Origin of the sequence: Paraburkholderia sp. SECH2, from assembly GCF_030464795.1 — a bacterium.
GTDB classification, from domain to species: domain Bacteria; phylum Pseudomonadota; class Gammaproteobacteria; order Burkholderiales; family Burkholderiaceae; genus Paraburkholderia; species Paraburkholderia aspalathi.
The window spans coordinates 117,695-133,342 of sequence record NZ_JALPRH010000005.1 but is presented as its reverse complement, the minus strand read 5'-3'; the positions used below and the strand labels follow the sequence as shown (position 1 = coordinate 133,342).

Genomic DNA, 15,648 nt, shown 5'->3' with positions numbered 1-15,648 from the left:
GGCAGTCTGTCAGGACAATCTGACCGCCGCCCTGCTGAGGAATCGCTTTTCTCGGAGGTCTTGAGTGTGCTTTGAAAAAAGCTCAGATTCCTATGCCATTTGACAGTGTTATTTCGGAAAACGAACGACTTCGACAGACGTAGAATATTGACCGATCCAAAGCCGTCGATTATCTATGCCGAAGTTTGAAGTACAAGTGTTTGAATCGCCCGAATATGCCACTCACTGCTTTCAACCCGTTGTTCACCTTGGGACGACGTGGGACCTGAGTCACCTCGATTCTTTTGCCTTTAAATGCGACCTTGGTCGGGGTTGCGCGATAACCGTGCTCGTGATGTTCTCGTGTCATTGCTTTTCCCGCAGCTTTGCTCGGGATGGACGAGTGCGCGCTGAAATTCCGAGCGTCGAGATCTATAACGACGGTCGTGAGCAGCGAGTTCTTGATCCGGTCCGCTATGAGTTGTCGAAGAACCTGCTGCGGGATTTGGTTGTGACGATGGGTGAGCGCCCAATTGTCGTCGCCGACGAAAAGCAGCCGAACTTCATGACGCTGCAGCAAACGAATGCCGATGGCACATCGTCGCTATACGCCGTGTTCTTTGAAGTGGAGAAGGATAGGGCAAGAAAGCAGCGTCTGATTCTACGAGTTCAGTCTGCCTATCTTCTTGAGAAAGAACTGACGAAGCGTCAGCGGCAAGCGAAAAAGGTTGCGTTCAGAACCCTGCTGCGGGCAACGTATGAGGGGCGCAAGATACGCCCCTAGCCGCGATGGCAAGCCACAAAAACCAACGGCTGCCTTTCGGCAGCCGTCGCATGCGGGACTCTCTATTCACCTTGCGGTGAAATTTCCACTCCAGGTGGAACCCGGTGACCCGGGCGGCGCTACGTTTTTCACACCCGCTCGTACGTAGTTTTGAGGTCTGATTATATGAATTTGACCAGCCGCGGTCAAGCGGCCGAGGGCGCGACGCACTGCAGCAGGTGGAGGCCCACGCTGGGCTGCAACTCGCAGGCAGCGTTTGCCGCACCCAAACACCCGTTTCATTCACCCGCTCAACGCCCACCCCGAACGCCCCATCAACAGCCCCTTCGTTTGGAGCCTCCCACCTGGGCTAATTCCTTGGCTATCCCACCCGTCAGGCCATATAAATCTGGGAGTCGGGCACGGTCCCGCCGACATGCGTACTGGCTCGCAAGCGCGCAGCTTGCCGATGCCAGGCGACATAAAACAAGGAGGGAGACAATGGCAACATCGCAGGCGGCCCCCGCTCGGTGGGTCGACAGCAAGCGCTATCTGTGGCTGCTGGGCGCACTGACCATCACCTTGCCGCTGCATGCGGCCAATCTGGCGTTGCAGACTGGCTGGCATATTTTCTGGTGGTTCGGGCCGATCTTCGTGTTCGGCATTATCCCGGTGCTCGACTATCTGATCGGTGACGATCCGAGCAATCCACCCGAGGAAGTCGTCGCCACGCTCGAACGGGAGCGCTATTACCGTCGCGTGGTCTATCTGGCTACCTTCATCGAATACGTGTCGTTCTTCGGCGCGCTGTGGATCGTCGGCACGCACGCCTTGACGTGGTACGACTATCTGGGCTTTGCGCTCTCACTGGGCGCGGCGACTGGCGTATCGATCAATACCGCGCACGAGCTCGGTCACAAGACGGATGGCTTCGAACGATGGCTCGCCAAGATCACGCTGGCGCCGGTCGCCTACGGCCATTTCTTCGTTGAACATAATCGTGGACACCACGTGCGCGTCGCTACGCCGCCCGATCCGGCGAGCGCGCGCTATGGCGAATCATTCTGGCGGTTTCTGCCGCGCACGGTATTCGGCAGCATCGCGTCGGCGTGGCGTCTCGAGAAGCATCGGCTCGAACGCCTCGGCAAATCGCCCTGGACATGGCGCAATGAAGTCCTGCACTCGTGGGCCATGACGGTAGTGCTATGGGGTGCGATGATCGCGCTGTTCGGCAAAGCGGTGATTCCGTTTCTGCTGATTCAGGCAGCGTACGGGGCTTCGTTGCTGGAAGTGGTCAACTATCTGGAGCACTACGGGCTCGGCCGCAAGCAACTCGCGAGCGGCCGTTACGAGCGCTGCCAGCCGCAGCACTCATGGAACAGTAATCGCATCGTGACGAATCTGTTTCTCTATCAGCTGCAGCGTCATGCCGATCATCATGCGAATCCGACGCGCTCGTACCAGGCGCTGCGTCATTTCGATGGCGCACCGCAATTGCCTTCCGGTTACGCGACGATGATCATGCTCGCGTACGTGCCGCCACTGTGGTTCCGCGTGATGAACCCGCGTGTGGTCGCGCATTATCAAGGCAACATGGCGCAGTCGAATATCCGGCCGGCCATTCGTGAGCGCGTGCTGGCGCAGTTTGCCGGCTAACGTGGATTGCTTCTTGCAAAGAAAAAGCCGCCCGGGCAGTGTCGGGCGGCTTTTTTTATCGAGTTTATCGAACTGCGGCAGCGTGGCTTTAACGCCGGTCGATCGAGTACTTGCCGGCGCCGGTCACACACAACAACAGCAGTCCACCCATGATGCTGATGTTCTTGTAGAAGTGGATCATGTTGTCGTATTGCACCGCGCCCGTCATGTTCCAGTAGTGGTGGCCGATGATCGCGGTGCCGAGCGTATAGAGCGCCAGCAGCAACGCAAGTGGCCGCGTATAGAAGCCCACCAGCAGCGCGATGCCCACCACTAGTTCCATCACGACGGCGATGGCCGCCGACAACTCAGGCGCAGGCGCGCCGGTAGACGTCATATAAGCGACGGTGCCGGAAAAACCGGTCAGCTTCGACCAGCCGAACATCACGAACAGCACCATCAACAGGATGCGGGCGATGAGAAGGACCGTGTCTTTCTGGTTTTCAAATAGCGTATAGCGCATGATTTTTCTCTGTAGGTAAGGGACGGTGCGGTTCGCCGCAAACTTCGCGGCGAGCCACGCTTGAGCCGGCCAGATCTAACGACAGGATTGAGCCGCTTAAGCCCACAACTCCGATACTTCAATATTACGCAGATCGAACACCAACACCTCCGCGTCGTGACCTTGCGTGAAGGTCAGGGCTTCTTCGCCGCGGACCCGCGCGCCGTCGCCTTCGCCAAGCTCGACGCCGTTTACCGTGACACTGCCGCGCGCCACGTGAATATAAGCATAGCGATTACTGGCCAGTTCGAGGCGCGCAGTTTCGTCACCGTCGAAAAGACCGGCATAGACCCGCGCGTCCTGTTGCAGCACCAGCGAGTCGTTCGCACCGTCCGGTGACATCACGAGGCGCAGCACTCCACGCTTCTCGTCCGCGCCAAAGCGCCGTTGCTGATAGCGCGGCGTGGTGCCTTTCTGCGCCGGCGCAATCCAGATCTGCATGAAGTGCACCGGGTCGGTCTTCGAATGGTTGTATTCGCTATGCGCGACGCCGGTTCCCGCGCTCATCAACTGGATGTCGCCAGGCACGATCACCGAGCCGGTGCCCATCGTGTCCTTATGTTCCAGCGCGCCTTCCAGCACGTACGAAAAAATTTCCATGTCGCGGTGCGGATGCTTGCCGAATCCTTGCGCTGGTGCGACACGGTCGTCGTTGATCACGAGCAGGTCGGAAAAGCCGTTCTGCTTCGGATCGTGATAGTTCGCGAAGGAAAACGTATGACGCGAGCTAAGCCAGCCGTGCTCCGCGCGGCCGCGTTGATTGGCGTGTCTGATTTCGAGCATCGTATTTCTCCTTGTTTCCGGTTGTGCGATCCGGCCGGATGTTTGGCCGCGATCCATGAATGACAGTGTAGGTCAATCAGGATGGTTATAATCGGATGTATATAGGAAACACTGTCTCCGTAAGGTGGACAATACGATGCAACTCGATGATATGCGGATCTTTGTCGCCACGGTCGACGCCCATAACTTCACCGCCGCAGCAAAACGGCTGGCGCTGTCGAAGCAGTTCGTCAGCCGGCGCGTTATGGCGCTGGAAGAGGCGCTCGGCGTGCAACTGCTGATCCGCAATACGCGCAAGTTGGCTGTGACCGAACTCGGGCAAGAGTTTTATGAGCGTGCGCGGCGCATTCTGGGTGAGGTGGAAGACGCCGAGCAGGCGATGTCGTTGCGGCGCGCCGGGCCGCGCGGGCTCTTGCGGGTTAGTGCGCCGATGTCGTTTGGGATGATGCATCTGTCGCCATTGGTGGCGAGCTTTCTGCGCGAGCATGCAGATGTGCGCTTCGATATGGAGTTGAGCGATCGTACTGTCGATGTGGTCGGCGAGGGGTTCGATATGGCGATTCGGATTGGCGCGTTGCCGGATTCCACTTTGATTGCGCAGAAGCTTGTGGATGTCAGGATGGTGGTGTGTTGTAGTCCTGGGTATGTGCGGAGGCGGGGGGCGCCGGTTGTGCCTGCTGATCTTGCGCGGCACTCATGTCTGTTGTATGGGCATGGTGGGGTTGTGAGTTGGGATTTTGTTGTTGATGGGGTTTCTAAGGGAGTCGAGGTTAGTGGGCCGCTTCGGGCTAATAATGGGGAGTTGGTTCGCGATGCGGCTGTGGCTGGGTTGGGGATTGTTCGGCTTCCTGATTTTATTGTTGCTGAGGCGGTGGGGAGTGGGTTGCTTGTGACTGTTCTCGAGGAGTTCTTGCCTTCGGCGACTACTGTTTATGCTGTCTATCCGCAGCATCGGCAGAGCTCTGTCAGTATTCGGGTTTTTGTTGAGTTTTTGCGGGAGAGTTTGAGGAAGAGGTTGATGGGTTGATGTTTTTTGCCGGCGCGGCGCTTGTTTGTCTGTGTGCCTGGGGCTTTGGCCTTTCCTTGTTCTGGCTTTCGTGCCTTTCCTTGTTTTGTTAGTGGTCTATTAGCGTTGCCCCTGTGCGGGGCGGCACTTACTTTCTTTGCCGCCGCAAAGAAAGATAAGCAAAGAAAGCGGCTAGAAGCCCCTGCTAAGTGGGCACCGTGGTCTGCTAGGGGTAGTGGTGCATCTGGAATCTGTGTTCGTGCCCCTGCATAAGCTTGTGACAAGGGCGTCATACTTCCGGCGGCGCTGCGCGCGCCGAAGAGTAATTCATAAAACCGATCGCTGCGTTTCAGTCCCCGGCTTCGCCACTGATCAGCGACACTTCGCGGAGCAGCGGCGGACCTTGTCACGGCAGACTAATCACCGCCCGCTGCCGCCCGCTGCCGCCGCCGCCGTCCGCCACTCCCAAGCCTACCGCCGCTTAGCCGTTCCGGAAAATGAAGCTGTAACCGTTCAACGCCGGCACGCCGCCCAAGTGCGCGTACAGCACTCGTGAGCCTTCCGGGAATTCGCCGTTTCGGACCATGTCGATCATGCCGTGCATCGATTTGCCCTCGTACACGGGGTCGGTCAGCACGCCTTCGAGGCGCGCACATAGGCGGATCGCTTCCAGGGTCCCTTCGTTCGGCAGGCCGTATTCGGGGCCGGCGTAGCGTTCGTCCAGGACCACGTCCTTGCTCGTGATGTCGCGCTCCAGGCCGACTTTTTCGGCGGTCTGCCTGGCGATTCGGGTGATCTGCTCACGCGTTTGCGCCGGTTTTGCGGATGCGTCGATGCCGATCACTCGGTCCGCGCGGCCGTCGGCGGCGAAGCCCACTACCATGCCGGCCTGGGTGCTGCCGGTCACGGAGCACACCACGATGTAGTCGAATTTGAAGCCCAGTTCGGCTTCCTGTTGACGGACTTCTTCGGCAAAGCCGACGAAGCCGAGGCCGCCCAGCGGATGGTCGGAACAACCGGCCGGGATCGGGTAGGGCTTGCCGCCGGCGGCGCGCACGCTCTCCAGTGCATCTTCCCAGCTCTTGCGAAAGCCAATGTCGAAGCCGTCTGCAACCAGGCGGACGTCCGCGCCCAGAATGCGCGACATCTGGATGTTGCCGACCCGGTCGTATACGGCGTCCGAATAGTTGACCCAGTTCTCCTGCACCAGCACGCACTTCATCCCCAGATGCGCCGCAACGGCCGCCACCTGGCGGGTTTGGTTCGACTGGATGCCGCCAATCGACACCAGCGTGTCGCAACCCTGCGCCAACGCCTCGGGAATCAGATACTCCAGCTTGCGTGTCTTGTTGCCGCCGAAGGCAAAGCCGCTGTTGCAGTCCTCGCGCTTCGCATATAGGTGCACCTTGCCGCCCAGGTGGTCGCTCAAACGCTTCAGCGGTTGGATCGGCGTGGGCCCGAAAGTCAGCGGGTAGCGAGGGAAACGTTGCAGGTTCATGGCAGCTCCGAATTTGTAGGTTTGACGCGAGCAACAAGCAGTCGCGTTACAACAAATGGTAGGGAAAAGCGCTAGAAATGAGCTTGCAAATAAATTCTGTTCCGCCTACTTTTAGAGCGACGCACTCAAAAATGACTTAATAAACAGCCAGGCAGGAATCAATGAACGCAACAAAAGTTCGTAAGGCACCGATGACTGCCGCCGCAGTTGCCGCCGCTTCATCCGCGGAAGCCGATCCGCTTCACGCGCTCGATCGCATCGACCGGGCGATCCTGCGTCAACTGCAAACCGACGCGTCGATCTCGAACGTCGCGCTCGCCGCCAAAGTCAAACTGAGTGCGCCGGCATGTCTGCGGCGCGTCGAGCGGCTGAAGGAATCGGGGCTGATTCGCGGCGTCGTCGCGTTAATCGACCCGAAGGCGGCCGGGGCGGGCATGCTGGTCATCATCGGCGTGGTGCTGGATCGCTCCACGCCGGAGTCGTTTGCCGAGTTCGAAAAAGCGGCGCAGAAGGTGGCGGGATGCATGGAATGCCACGTCGTGACCGGCGAGTTCGACTATTTCATGACGATCCGCACGCGCGATAGCGACAGCTTCAATCGTCTGCATGCGGAACAGTTGCTCTATTTGCCGGGCGTCCGGCAAATCCGCTCGTTTATGGTACTCAAGGAAATCCTGTCGACCACCAAATTTCCGCTGTAGTCGCTGCCGCCAAGTTAAAAGACGCGCATGCTGTCATAAATCCCCTTGCCGGACGACTAAGTGTCGGGACCACTCGCGGGCGACGCGCTTAGTGCCTGAGCGGGTGGGCGGTACGGACTTTCCGGGGCGATCATCATGGCTTGCAACAGACGGACATTCTTCAGGTTAATCGGCGCGGCGTCGCTCGCCGGCGGCACCGCGGCATGGCGTACGGGAGGCGCGGCAGAGTTGGGCACAGCGGCGGCCTACGAGGTTGCGCACAGCGACGCCGAATGGCACAAGCTGCTCACGGACGCGCAATTCCGCGTGTTGCGCGAAGCGGGCACGGAGCGCCCATTCAGCAGCCCGCTGAACGACGAGCACCGCGTCGGCACATTCGCGTGCGCCGGTTGCGCGCTGCCGCTATTTTCGTCGAAAACAAAGTTCGATAGCGGCACCGGCTGGCCGAGTTTCTGGCAGCCGATGGATCACGCGGTCATCACGCATACCGACAAATCGTTCGGCATGACGCGCGACGAAGTACTGTGTCGGCGCTGCGGCGGTCATCTGGGTCACGTATTCGACGACGGCCCCAAACCAACCGGCCTGCGCTATTGCATGAACGGCCTCGCGTTGACTTTTACGCCTGCCGCGCACGGCACGAGTTGATCGAATCAGGACGGACATCATGAACATCGAAAAACGCATCACCGGCAAACCGGCCCGCTCGCGCGGGGCGGCTATAGCGCTTTCGGTCGGACTTGGCGCGCTTGCGCTGCTGCTGGCGCAGCGCATGGCATTCTCGTCGGAAGCCGGGGTTGTCATTGCGCCGCCCGCGGTCGACGAACCAATCTCCGCCACGACCGCACACGAAGAGACCGCCGTGTTCGCGGGCGGCTGTTTCTGGGGCGTGCAGGGCGTGTTCCAGCACGTGCGAGGCGTCACAAAGGCGGTATCGGGCTATTCGGGCGGTCAGCGCGATACCGCACAGTACGAGACCGTCAGTGGCGGCGAAACCGGCCACGCGGAATCCGTGCAGGTCACGTTCGACCCCACCAAGGTCACCTACGGGCAGTTACTGCAGGTCTACTTCTCGGTGATTCAGGACCCGACCGAGTTGAATCGCCAGGGGCCGGACAGCGGCACGCAATACCGCTCGGCCGTGTTCCCATTGAATGACACGCAGCGGCACGTCGCGCAAAGCTATATCGCGCAACTCGAGAAGGCGCATGCCTTTCCGGCGCCGATCGTCACGAAAACGGAACCGTTCAAAGGCTTCTATCCGGCTGAGTCCTACCATCAGAACTACCTGACCTTGCATCCAAACTCGGCGTATATCACTATCAACGACATGCCGAAGGTCGCCAACCTGAAGCGTCTGTTTCCGAATCTCTATCGCGACAAGGCGGTGCTGGTCGAAGCGGCGCAGTAACAGGGCGAGCGCCACGCCGGCGGCTATCTTCCCTCGCTGAACTTGCCGGCGCCGCATCGCGCGGCGCCGGCCACTCTTTTTTTGTGGTTGTATTCTGCCTGTCATCATCGCCACGGCATGCTTGCCAGCGTCCGTCGGTCTGTCCTTCCGTTTCTCCGATCAGAGTTGGCTCCCCAGCGACCAGGCCCGCATTTTGCACAGCAGCGTGCGTCGGCAAATCTTTCGCACGCATCTGTTCATACAATTGCCCCATTGACGGGGCGGCATCAGGACCGAATGGTGCGTTTTGCTGGGCAAGGTGTGTCGTTTGCTGAAAAAATTACATGCCGTGCGTAGCAATGCGGCGGTTGCCCGAATGGTGTCCAATCCGTTGTGGACTTCGGGCGAGAACATAAACCTCTTCGCGATACGCGAGAAACGGAGGCTTCTGGTGTTGATCAGCCGTAGAAAGCGGATCGGCAAGATCCGCAACAAACAAACAAGCATCGCGGCAACATCGCTGGTCGCCGTGACCCTCGGCGGTATTGGCATTCTGCCGGGTTCGGCCTTCGCCCAAACCCCCTCGCCATTGGGCGAATGGCAGTACTCCGTGGGCATTCCGCTGCAGAAGATGTGGCAGCCCGACATTCCGGACTGGCAGCTGCGCGTCGGCGCGGCGACATCGTTCCAGCCGCGTTACGAGGGCTCCGACCGGTATCACGTGATGGCCGGTCCGAGCATCGACGTGCGCTACAAGGATCTGTTCTTCTTTTCGAGCGGTGAAGGCCTCGGGGTTAACTTCGCGCAGGGGCAAAACTGGCGCGCGAGTCTCGCGGCCGTCTACGATCTCGGACGTCGTGCGCACGACGATCCGCAGGAGTTGAACGGCCTCGGCAACATCAACCCGGCGCCGGGCGTCAAACTCTCCGGCGAATACGTCGTGTCGAAAGATTTCCCGCTCGTGCTACGCGCCGACGTGCGACGCTATTTCGGCGGCTCGAACGGCTGGATCGGCGATCTGGGCGCCTATATGCCGATGCCGGGCAGCACCAAAAAATTCTTCTGGTTCGCCGGGCCGAACGTGACGCTCGCGGACTCCACTTACATGAACAGTTGGTACGGTGTGAATCAGAACCAGGCGGCGCACTCGCAATATTCGCAGTATCACGCGAGTGCCGGTTTCAAGTCGGTGGGTTTCGGCATTAGCGCGGTGTGGCTGTTCGACAAGCACTGGTTCGCCACTGCCGACGGCGCATTCGAACAACTGGTCGGCAGTGCGGGCAATAGTCCGATTACACACACCAGGGCCACCGGCGTGGCCGACATCTCTATCAACTATCGCTTCTGACGCAGCGGTTCTCTATTTGACGACATTGACCGCATGGACGCAGGCGCGTGATTCAGGCGCGCCGCTTCTTTAGTCCATCAGTCATCAGTCTGATCCAGCAGCAAATCCAAACCGCGATTGAATGTTCGCGGGTACATCGCTTGCTGCCTTCTTCGGGTGCGTTAAACCGGACATTCCCCGGCGCGCCCGAACGCAAGGAGCAGATCTCATGGCAGGAAAAACGAATACACGGAAGCCCGCAGTGAAACCCGGACACGCCAACGATCCGAAGTCGAAGGATCTCGAACAGTTTCGAGTCAGTCCCGAAGGTGAGGCGCTGCGAACCAATCAGGGCGTGAAGATCGCCGATAATCAGAACACCTTGCGCGCCGGTCCGCGCGGCCCCTCGCTGCTTGAAGATTTCATCATGCGTGAGAAGATCACGCACTTCGACCACGAACGTATCCCCGAGCGCATCGTTCATGCGCGAGGCTCGGCAGCCCATGGTGTGTTCCAGGTGTACGAGTCGATGAGCGAGTACACCAAAGCTGCATTCCTGCAGAACCCGAACGAGCAGACGCCGGTCTATGTCCGTTTCTCGACGGTGCAGGGCCCGCGCGGTTCGGCCGATACCGTGCGCGACGTGCGCGGCTTCGCGGTGAAGTTCTACACACAGGAAGGCAATTACGATCTGGTCGGCAACAACATGCCGGTCTTCTTCATTCAGGACGCCATCAAGTTTCCGGACTTCGTGCATGCGGTAAAACCAGAAGCGCCGAATGAAATGCCGACCGGCGGCTCCGCGCACGATACCTTCTGGGACTTCGTGTCGCTCGTGCCGGAGTCCGCGCATATGGTCCTGTGGACCATGTCGGACCGCGCGATTCCGCGCAGCCTTCGCACCATGGAAGGCTTTGGCATTCACACGTTCCGCTTCGTGAATGCGCAAGGCAAGGGGCGTTTCGTCAAATTCCACTGGCGCCCGGTGCTGGGCTCGTATTCGCTGCTGTGGGACGAAGCGCAGAAGCTCGCCGGCAAGGATCCGGATTTCCACAGGCGCGACTTGTGGGAATCGATTGAACGAGGCGACTTCCCCGAGTTCGAGCTCGGCGTGCAGATCGTCGAGGAAAAAGATGAGCACAAGTTCGACTTTGACCTGCTCGATCCGACCAAGCTGATTCCGGAAGAACTGGTGCCGGTGAAGATCATCGGCAAGATGACGCTCAATCGCAATCCGGACAATTTCTTCGCCGAAACCGAGCAGGTTGCGTTTCATCCGGGCCACATCGTGCCGGGTCTCGACTTCTCGAACGATCCGCTGTTGCAAGGTCGTTTGTTCTCGTACACCGACACGCAGATCAGCCGCCTCGGCGGGCCGAATTTCCACGAGATTCCGATTAACCGGCCGGTATGTCCGTTCCATAATAATCAGCGCGATGCGATGCACCGCCAGACGATCAACGTCGGGCAGGCCTCGTACGAGCCGAATTCGGTGAGTGGCGGTTGGCCGAAGGAAACCGATCCGGCGCCGGCGGATGGTGGCTTCGAAAGCTATCCGGAGCGTGTGGAAGGCAACAAGATTCGCGTGCGTAGCGAGTCGTTCGCCGATCATTTCTCGCAGGCCGCAATGTTCTACAACAGCATGTCGGAGCCAGAGAAAGACCATATCGCCGCGGCTTACCAGTTCGAACTCGGCAAGGTCACCAAGCCGGAGATTCGCGCGCGTGTGGTCAACGAGATTCTGGCCAATTTCGATGCGGGGCTTGCCGCGAAGGTGGCCGATGGTCTCGGCTTGCCCGCGCCGAAGAAAGGCACGGCGAAGCTCAAGGGGACCAAAGCGTCGGCTGCACTCAGTCTGCTCAATCGCGTGAAGCCCGGCATCAAGACCTGCAAGATTGCTTTGCTGGCTGCGCCGGGTTCCGATGGTGCCGCGATCAAAAAGCTGCAACAGGTGCTGCAGGCCGAGGGTGCAGCGCCGATGTTGATCGCACCGAACCTTGCTGCCATCGACGGTATGGCGCCGGACGCAACGATTGCCGGCTTGCCGTCGATCATGTTCGATGCGGTGATCGTGGTGGGTGGTGAGGCGGGCGCGAAGAAGCTGGCGCAATCGGGCGACGCACGGCATTTCGTGCTCGAAGCGTTCAAGCACCTGAAGGCGATTGCGGCCATCGGTGCGGGGCGTGACGTGTTGACTGCAGCTCACTTGCCAGCCAATGCCGATGGTGTGGCAACCGGCGACGACAAGCAGGCTGCCGAGGTGCTGAAGACCTTCATCAAGGTGGCCGAACAGCATCGCGTGTGGTCGCGTGCCGCCCAGGCGGAGACGGTGCCGGCGTAGCCGCAGCAAGGGGCAAGGGTCAAGCAATCGGATTGATCAAGCAGAACTGGCCGGGGCGAACCGGCCAGTTTTTTTGCGTGCTGAATAACCGGACTCGCTCCCGAGACTTCCTGACCCGCGCGAACTGCCGCACGCAGGATCGTGGCCCTCTGGCAGATTCGGGAATGGGTCGAGGCAGGCAAGGTCGATTTCCTTGCTGTCAAGTTGGGAGCGTTGTAGTTTTATCGCCGGCCGAAGGGTTTGGGAGGACTCGGCGGCGTGAGCGGATTTCGCCGTGAAGGCAACGCAGCATCAAGTGCGATGCTTCATTGTGCTACGCTTGCCAGACCAAACTCCACGTAGCGTGACCTTGCCATCATCATGCGTTCCTGGCGCATATCCACATCGGCCCGTAGCGGGCACATCAACACCTCGCGTGTGACCGACCTCGTCATGTCGATCTCACATGACGATCCGGACGCGCTTGCTGCAAGCATTCTGAAGACGGTTGGCGACACGCTTCCCGTGTCGCAGTGCACGATTTTCGCGTACGAATTCGACGCGAGACCGCGCACCGTCTCCGCCGCCGACCATCGCGGCGGCCGGTTCCTGCGCGATGTCGCCGATCGCTACGCCACGCACTTCTATGCGCTCGACGGAAACCGCGCCATCGTCGGCGACTCGCAAGCGAAGCAGGCGCGCGAGGCGTTAGTGCTGCATCAGCAGCAAAGCGAAGAAATCGAAAACGAAGCCTACCGCGCGGCCTGCTACGCGCAGCCCAACGTGTCCGACCGCTTGTCGTTGCTTTTGCAACCCATGGAAAGCGTCTGGCTGTCGATCAATCTGTATCGTGACAGCGCATACGGCATGTTTCAGCCAGGCGAACTGGAGCATGTGGAAAGCATGGCGCATCTGTTTGCGCACGCTGCAAAAACCCATTACGCGCTCAATGGGCAGCATCAGCAAGGCGCGGCAGCCGCGATGCTGGCACGGGTCAGACGTGCCTGCCCGGCGCTGACACCGCGCGAGATCGACGTGCTGCGCGGCACGCTCGAAGGCGCAAGCGCGGCCGAGATCGCCGAGCAAATGGGCGTCAAGGCTACCAGCGTGATTACGTATCAGAAGCGTGCTTACGCGCGGTTGGGGATTTCCAGCCAGCGCCAGTTGTTCGCGCTATGTTTGCAGCCTGAGCGGTCTTGAGCCGGCGCGCTTAAATTGCAGCCGTAGATTAATCGCGAGACGGCCGAAGAAGAACTGCCGAGGTGCCGTGGAACTCGCACCAAAGATCATCCGCGCTTTGCCCGCGCATCCACCTGCGTCTCGCGATCCCAGCGCTTCAACCAAGGCATGATGAATTCCGCGAAACCATCTGCGGGCGGTGACAGTGCACGTTCGGTCGAACGATACACACACACTTCACGGATCGTTTCAGGATCCACGATCCGCTTCATCACGAGGCCAAAGGTTCGCGCAAGCGGCGCGACATAGGCGGGCGCGAGTGTCACGGCAAGCCCCTGTGACGCCAGCCCGAACGCTGTCGTAACGTTGTCCACCACATCCACCGGAATGATGCGCGCCTCCGCCGGCAGATTAGCCAGCATCTGTTCGACCGCACGCTCGTGGTCGCGGCCGGTGGCAACAATGGGCACGCCGCGCAGGTGCTGCCACTGCACCCGGCGCCGCGTGCTCAACGGATGCGTCGGCGCGCACCACATCACCCATGGGCTCGCGAAGGCCGGATCGCAACGCACCCGCGTGCCGCTCTGACGATCCGGGCCGATCGCGAGATCCACGTCGCCGCTTTCCACTCGCTCCACCAACTGTTCGACCACGGTGTCGCAAATGCGCACAACCACCTTCGGTTTGTCGCGCGCATATTCGGCGATGGCTACCGGCAGCGCGGTCGCCGCGAGCACCAGCGGCGCGCCGACTCGCACGATCCCGGCCGCGCGATTGCGGATGTCGTCGGCGGACTGGGCGGCGGCGCGCACATAGCGCAACACCGATTCGGCCGACGACAGGAAATCCTGCCCCGCGCTCGACAGATTGACGCGCCGAGTCGTACGGTCGAAGAGGCGAAAGCCCAGTTCCGTTTCCAGTTCGGCCAGTAACTGGCTGACCGCTGACGAGGTCAGCCCGAGTCGTTCCGCCGCCGCGCCGATGCTGTGCAAATCGACGATGGCGAGAAACGCTTCGAACTGACGGATGGTGACGCGTGTGAGTGGCATCAGGCGATTCTAAAGAAAAACTTACGAATGGTGAAAAATCGATTGATTGTAGATAGCGTGCCATTGATCGACACTTGTCCCGATCGACGCGAAGCTGGAAACCCGCTTAGACTTCCGACTCGCCCAAGCTGCTACGACCAGCCTGCAACAGTCCACACTCAGGGTATACGCAGGCCGCAATCAAGCCGTATGCAGGGCTCCACTCAAGGAATTGCCATGTTCGACCACATTCCCGCCTATCCGGGCGACCCGATCCTGAGCCTGAACGAGGATTTTCAACTCGATCCGCGACCCAACAAGGTCAACCTGAGCATCGGCATCTATTTCGACGACGCCGGCAAGCTGCCGGTGATGGACGCCGTGCGGCGCGCCGAAACCGCGCTGCTCGATTCGATCGGCCCGCGCTCCTACCTACCGATGGCGGGCCTGCCGCTTTACCGCGACGCAGCACAGGCGCTGGTGTTCGGCGCGGACAACGAAGCGCGTGCGGCGGGTCGGATCGCGACCTTGCAGACCATCGGTGGTTCGGGTGCGCTGAAAGTCGGCGCGGATTTTCTGAAACGTTATTTCCCGGCCTCGCAGATCTGGATTAGCGATCCGAGTTGGGAAAACCATCGTGTGGTATTCGAAGGCGCGGGCCTCACGGTCAACACGTATCCGTATTACGACGAACACACCGGCGGCTTGCGTTTCGCTGACATGCTCGACACGATCAGCCGCTTGCCGGAACAGAGCGTCGTGCTGCTGCACGCGTGCTGCCACAACCCGACCGGCGTCGATCTGAGTCCGGCGCAATGGGCAGAATTGGTGCCGGTATTGCAGCGCCGCAAACTGATTGCGTTTGTCGACATGGCGTATCAGGGTTTCGGCGCAGGTCTTGAAGAGGACGCCGCCTGCGTGCGCCTGCTCGCCGATGCGGGCGTGCCCTTGATCGCCGCGAATTCGTTTTCGAAGAACTTCTCGCTGTATGGCGAGCGCTGCGGTGCGTTGAGCGTGGTGTGCAAGAGCAAGGAGGAAGCAGCTCGCGTGCTCGGTCAATTGATGTCGACGGTGCGCGCCAACTACAGCAATCCGCCGACGCATGGCGCGCGCCTCGTCGCCAACGTGCTGTCCGACGCATCCTTGCGTGCCTCGTGGGAAGCGGAACTCGCCACCATGCGCGAACGGATTCTCGCCATGCGCGGCACGATTCACGAAGGCCTCGCAGGCCGTGTCGATGAAGTGATGCGCGCACGTTACGTTGCGCAGCGCGGCATGTTCACGTACACGGGTTTGAGCGAAGCCCAGGTCGAGCGTTTGCGCAGCGAACACGCTGTGTATGTGCTGCGTTCGGGACGCATGTGCGTCGCCGGATTGAATGCGCGCAACGCCGACTATGTGGCGTCGTCAATCGCGTCGGTAGTGGCGGGCGCATAACGGCTGCCATTCGCAACGGCTTGACGATAACGAACGATAA

14 protein-coding genes are annotated in these 15,648 nt (G+C 60.1%); 10 read left to right on the top strand and 4 right to left on the bottom strand.

The window, feature by feature from the left end; translation table 11 throughout:
- The first annotated feature begins 175 nt into the window (after positions 1-175).
- Together M0D66_RS11700 and M0D66_RS11695 are read left to right on the top strand one after the other, a co-directional pair.
- Complete coding sequence (locus M0D66_RS11700) at positions 176-763, top strand: hypothetical protein (protein ID WP_211706685.1); 588 nt, start codon at positions 176-178, stop codon at positions 761-763.
- 480 nt (positions 764-1,243) lie between these two features.
- The gene (locus tag M0D66_RS11695) at positions 1,244-2,398 is read left to right on the top strand and encodes an alkane 1-monooxygenase (RefSeq protein WP_093635781.1); all 1,155 of its coding nucleotides are present in this window, start codon (positions 1,244-1,246) and stop codon (positions 2,396-2,398) included.
- Between the two features lie 88 nt (positions 2,399-2,486).
- Here M0D66_RS11695 and M0D66_RS11690 read toward each other — a convergent pair whose 3' ends face one another.
- Both M0D66_RS11690 and M0D66_RS11685 read right to left on the bottom strand, forming a co-directional pair.
- Positions 2,487-2,900, bottom strand: coding sequence for a DoxX family protein (locus tag M0D66_RS11690; protein WP_054035376.1), 414 nt, complete (start codon positions 2,898-2,900; stop codon positions 2,487-2,489).
- A 96-nt stretch (positions 2,901-2,996) separates the two neighbouring features.
- Positions 2,997-3,722, bottom strand: coding sequence for a pirin family protein (locus M0D66_RS11685; protein ID WP_093635779.1), 726 nt, complete (start codon positions 3,720-3,722; stop codon positions 2,997-2,999).
- A 136-nt stretch (positions 3,723-3,858) separates the two neighbouring features.
- Here M0D66_RS11685 and M0D66_RS11680 point away from each other — a divergent pair, with 136 nt between their 5' ends.
- On the top strand, positions 3,859-4,749 hold the full coding sequence (locus M0D66_RS11680) for a LysR family transcriptional regulator (RefSeq protein WP_093635776.1): 891 nt from the start codon (positions 3,859-3,861) through the stop codon (positions 4,747-4,749).
- Between the two features lie 460 nt (positions 4,750-5,209).
- Here M0D66_RS11680 and M0D66_RS11675 read toward each other — a convergent pair whose 3' ends face one another.
- Positions 5,210-6,226, bottom strand: coding sequence for a 1-aminocyclopropane-1-carboxylate deaminase (locus M0D66_RS11675; protein WP_200618820.1), 1,017 nt, complete (start codon positions 6,224-6,226; stop codon positions 5,210-5,212).
- Between the two features lie 161 nt (positions 6,227-6,387).
- Here M0D66_RS11675 and M0D66_RS11670 point away from each other — a divergent pair, with 161 nt between their 5' ends.
- From M0D66_RS11670 to M0D66_RS11645, 6 genes are all read left to right on the top strand, one after another.
- Complete coding sequence (locus M0D66_RS11670) at positions 6,388-6,927, top strand: Lrp/AsnC family transcriptional regulator (protein ID WP_200618821.1); 540 nt, start codon at positions 6,388-6,390, stop codon at positions 6,925-6,927.
- 135 nt (positions 6,928-7,062) lie between these two features.
- Positions 7,063-7,575 carry a peptide-methionine (R)-S-oxide reductase MsrB gene (gene msrB, locus M0D66_RS11665; protein ID WP_211706684.1) on the top strand — a complete coding sequence of 171 codons (513 nt, stop codon included), beginning with the start codon at positions 7,063-7,065 and terminating at the stop codon, positions 7,573-7,575.
- A 19-nt stretch (positions 7,576-7,594) separates the two neighbouring features.
- The gene (gene msrA, locus M0D66_RS11660) at positions 7,595-8,338 is read left to right on the top strand and encodes a peptide-methionine (S)-S-oxide reductase MsrA (protein WP_211706683.1); all 744 of its coding nucleotides are present in this window, start codon (positions 7,595-7,597) and stop codon (positions 8,336-8,338) included.
- Positions 8,339-8,768: 430 nt separating this feature from the next.
- Complete coding sequence (locus M0D66_RS11655; RefSeq protein ID WP_200618824.1) at positions 8,769-9,665, top strand: MipA/OmpV family protein; 897 nt, start codon at positions 8,769-8,771, stop codon at positions 9,663-9,665.
- A gap of 208 nt (positions 9,666-9,873) precedes the next feature.
- Positions 9,874-11,985 carry a catalase HPII gene (gene katE / locus M0D66_RS11650; protein WP_211706681.1) on the top strand — a complete coding sequence of 704 codons (2,112 nt, stop codon included), beginning with the start codon at positions 9,874-9,876 and terminating at the stop codon, positions 11,983-11,985.
- Positions 11,986-12,345: 360 nt separating this feature from the next.
- Positions 12,346-13,164, top strand: a complete 819-nt coding sequence (locus M0D66_RS11645; protein WP_211706680.1) for a helix-turn-helix transcriptional regulator — start codon at positions 12,346-12,348, stop codon at positions 13,162-13,164.
- Between the two features lie 86 nt (positions 13,165-13,250).
- Here the strand turns inward: M0D66_RS11645 and M0D66_RS11640 are convergent, their stop codons facing one another.
- Positions 13,251-14,192 carry a LysR family transcriptional regulator gene (locus M0D66_RS11640; RefSeq protein WP_200618827.1) on the bottom strand — a complete coding sequence of 314 codons (942 nt, stop codon included), beginning with the start codon at positions 14,190-14,192 and terminating at the stop codon, positions 13,251-13,253.
- A gap of 216 nt (positions 14,193-14,408) precedes the next feature.
- Between M0D66_RS11640 and M0D66_RS11635 the strand changes: the two genes are divergently transcribed.
- A complete protein-coding gene (locus tag M0D66_RS11635) occupies positions 14,409-15,608 on the top strand; it encodes an amino acid aminotransferase (protein ID WP_211700816.1) in 1,200 nt (399 codons plus the stop codon).
- Positions 15,609-15,648 lie beyond the last annotated feature (40 nt).

Coding starts and splice junctions, on each gene's coding strand:
- katE (WP_211706681.1), top strand. CDS start 9,874: ATGGCAGGAAAAACGAATACACGGAAGCCCGCAGTGAAACCCGGACAC.
- M0D66_RS11680 (WP_093635776.1), top strand. CDS start 3,859: ATGCAACTCGATGATATGCGGATCTTTGTCGCCACGGTCGACGCCCAT.
- M0D66_RS11700 (WP_211706685.1), top strand. CDS start 176: ATGCCGAAGTTTGAAGTACAAGTGTTTGAATCGCCCGAATATGCCACT.
- M0D66_RS11670 (WP_200618821.1), top strand. CDS start 6,388: ATGAACGCAACAAAAGTTCGTAAGGCACCGATGACTGCCGCCGCAGTT.
- M0D66_RS11695 (WP_093635781.1), top strand. CDS start 1,244: ATGGCAACATCGCAGGCGGCCCCCGCTCGGTGGGTCGACAGCAAGCGC.
- M0D66_RS11645 (WP_211706680.1), top strand. CDS start 12,346: ATGCGTTCCTGGCGCATATCCACATCGGCCCGTAGCGGGCACATCAAC.
- M0D66_RS11635 (WP_211700816.1), top strand. CDS start 14,409: ATGTTCGACCACATTCCCGCCTATCCGGGCGACCCGATCCTGAGCCTG.
- msrB (WP_211706684.1), top strand. CDS start 7,063: ATGGCTTGCAACAGACGGACATTCTTCAGGTTAATCGGCGCGGCGTCG.
- M0D66_RS11685 (WP_093635779.1), bottom strand. CDS start 3,722: ATGCTCGAAATCAGACACGCCAATCAACGCGGCCGCGCGGAGCACGGC.
- M0D66_RS11675 (WP_200618820.1), bottom strand. CDS start 6,226: ATGAACCTGCAACGTTTCCCTCGCTACCCGCTGACTTTCGGGCCCACG.
- M0D66_RS11690 (WP_054035376.1), bottom strand. CDS start 2,900: ATGCGCTATACGCTATTTGAAAACCAGAAAGACACGGTCCTTCTCATC.
- M0D66_RS11640 (WP_200618827.1), bottom strand. CDS start 14,192: ATGCCACTCACACGCGTCACCATCCGTCAGTTCGAAGCGTTTCTCGCC.
- msrA (WP_211706683.1), top strand. CDS start 7,595: ATGAACATCGAAAAACGCATCACCGGCAAACCGGCCCGCTCGCGCGGG.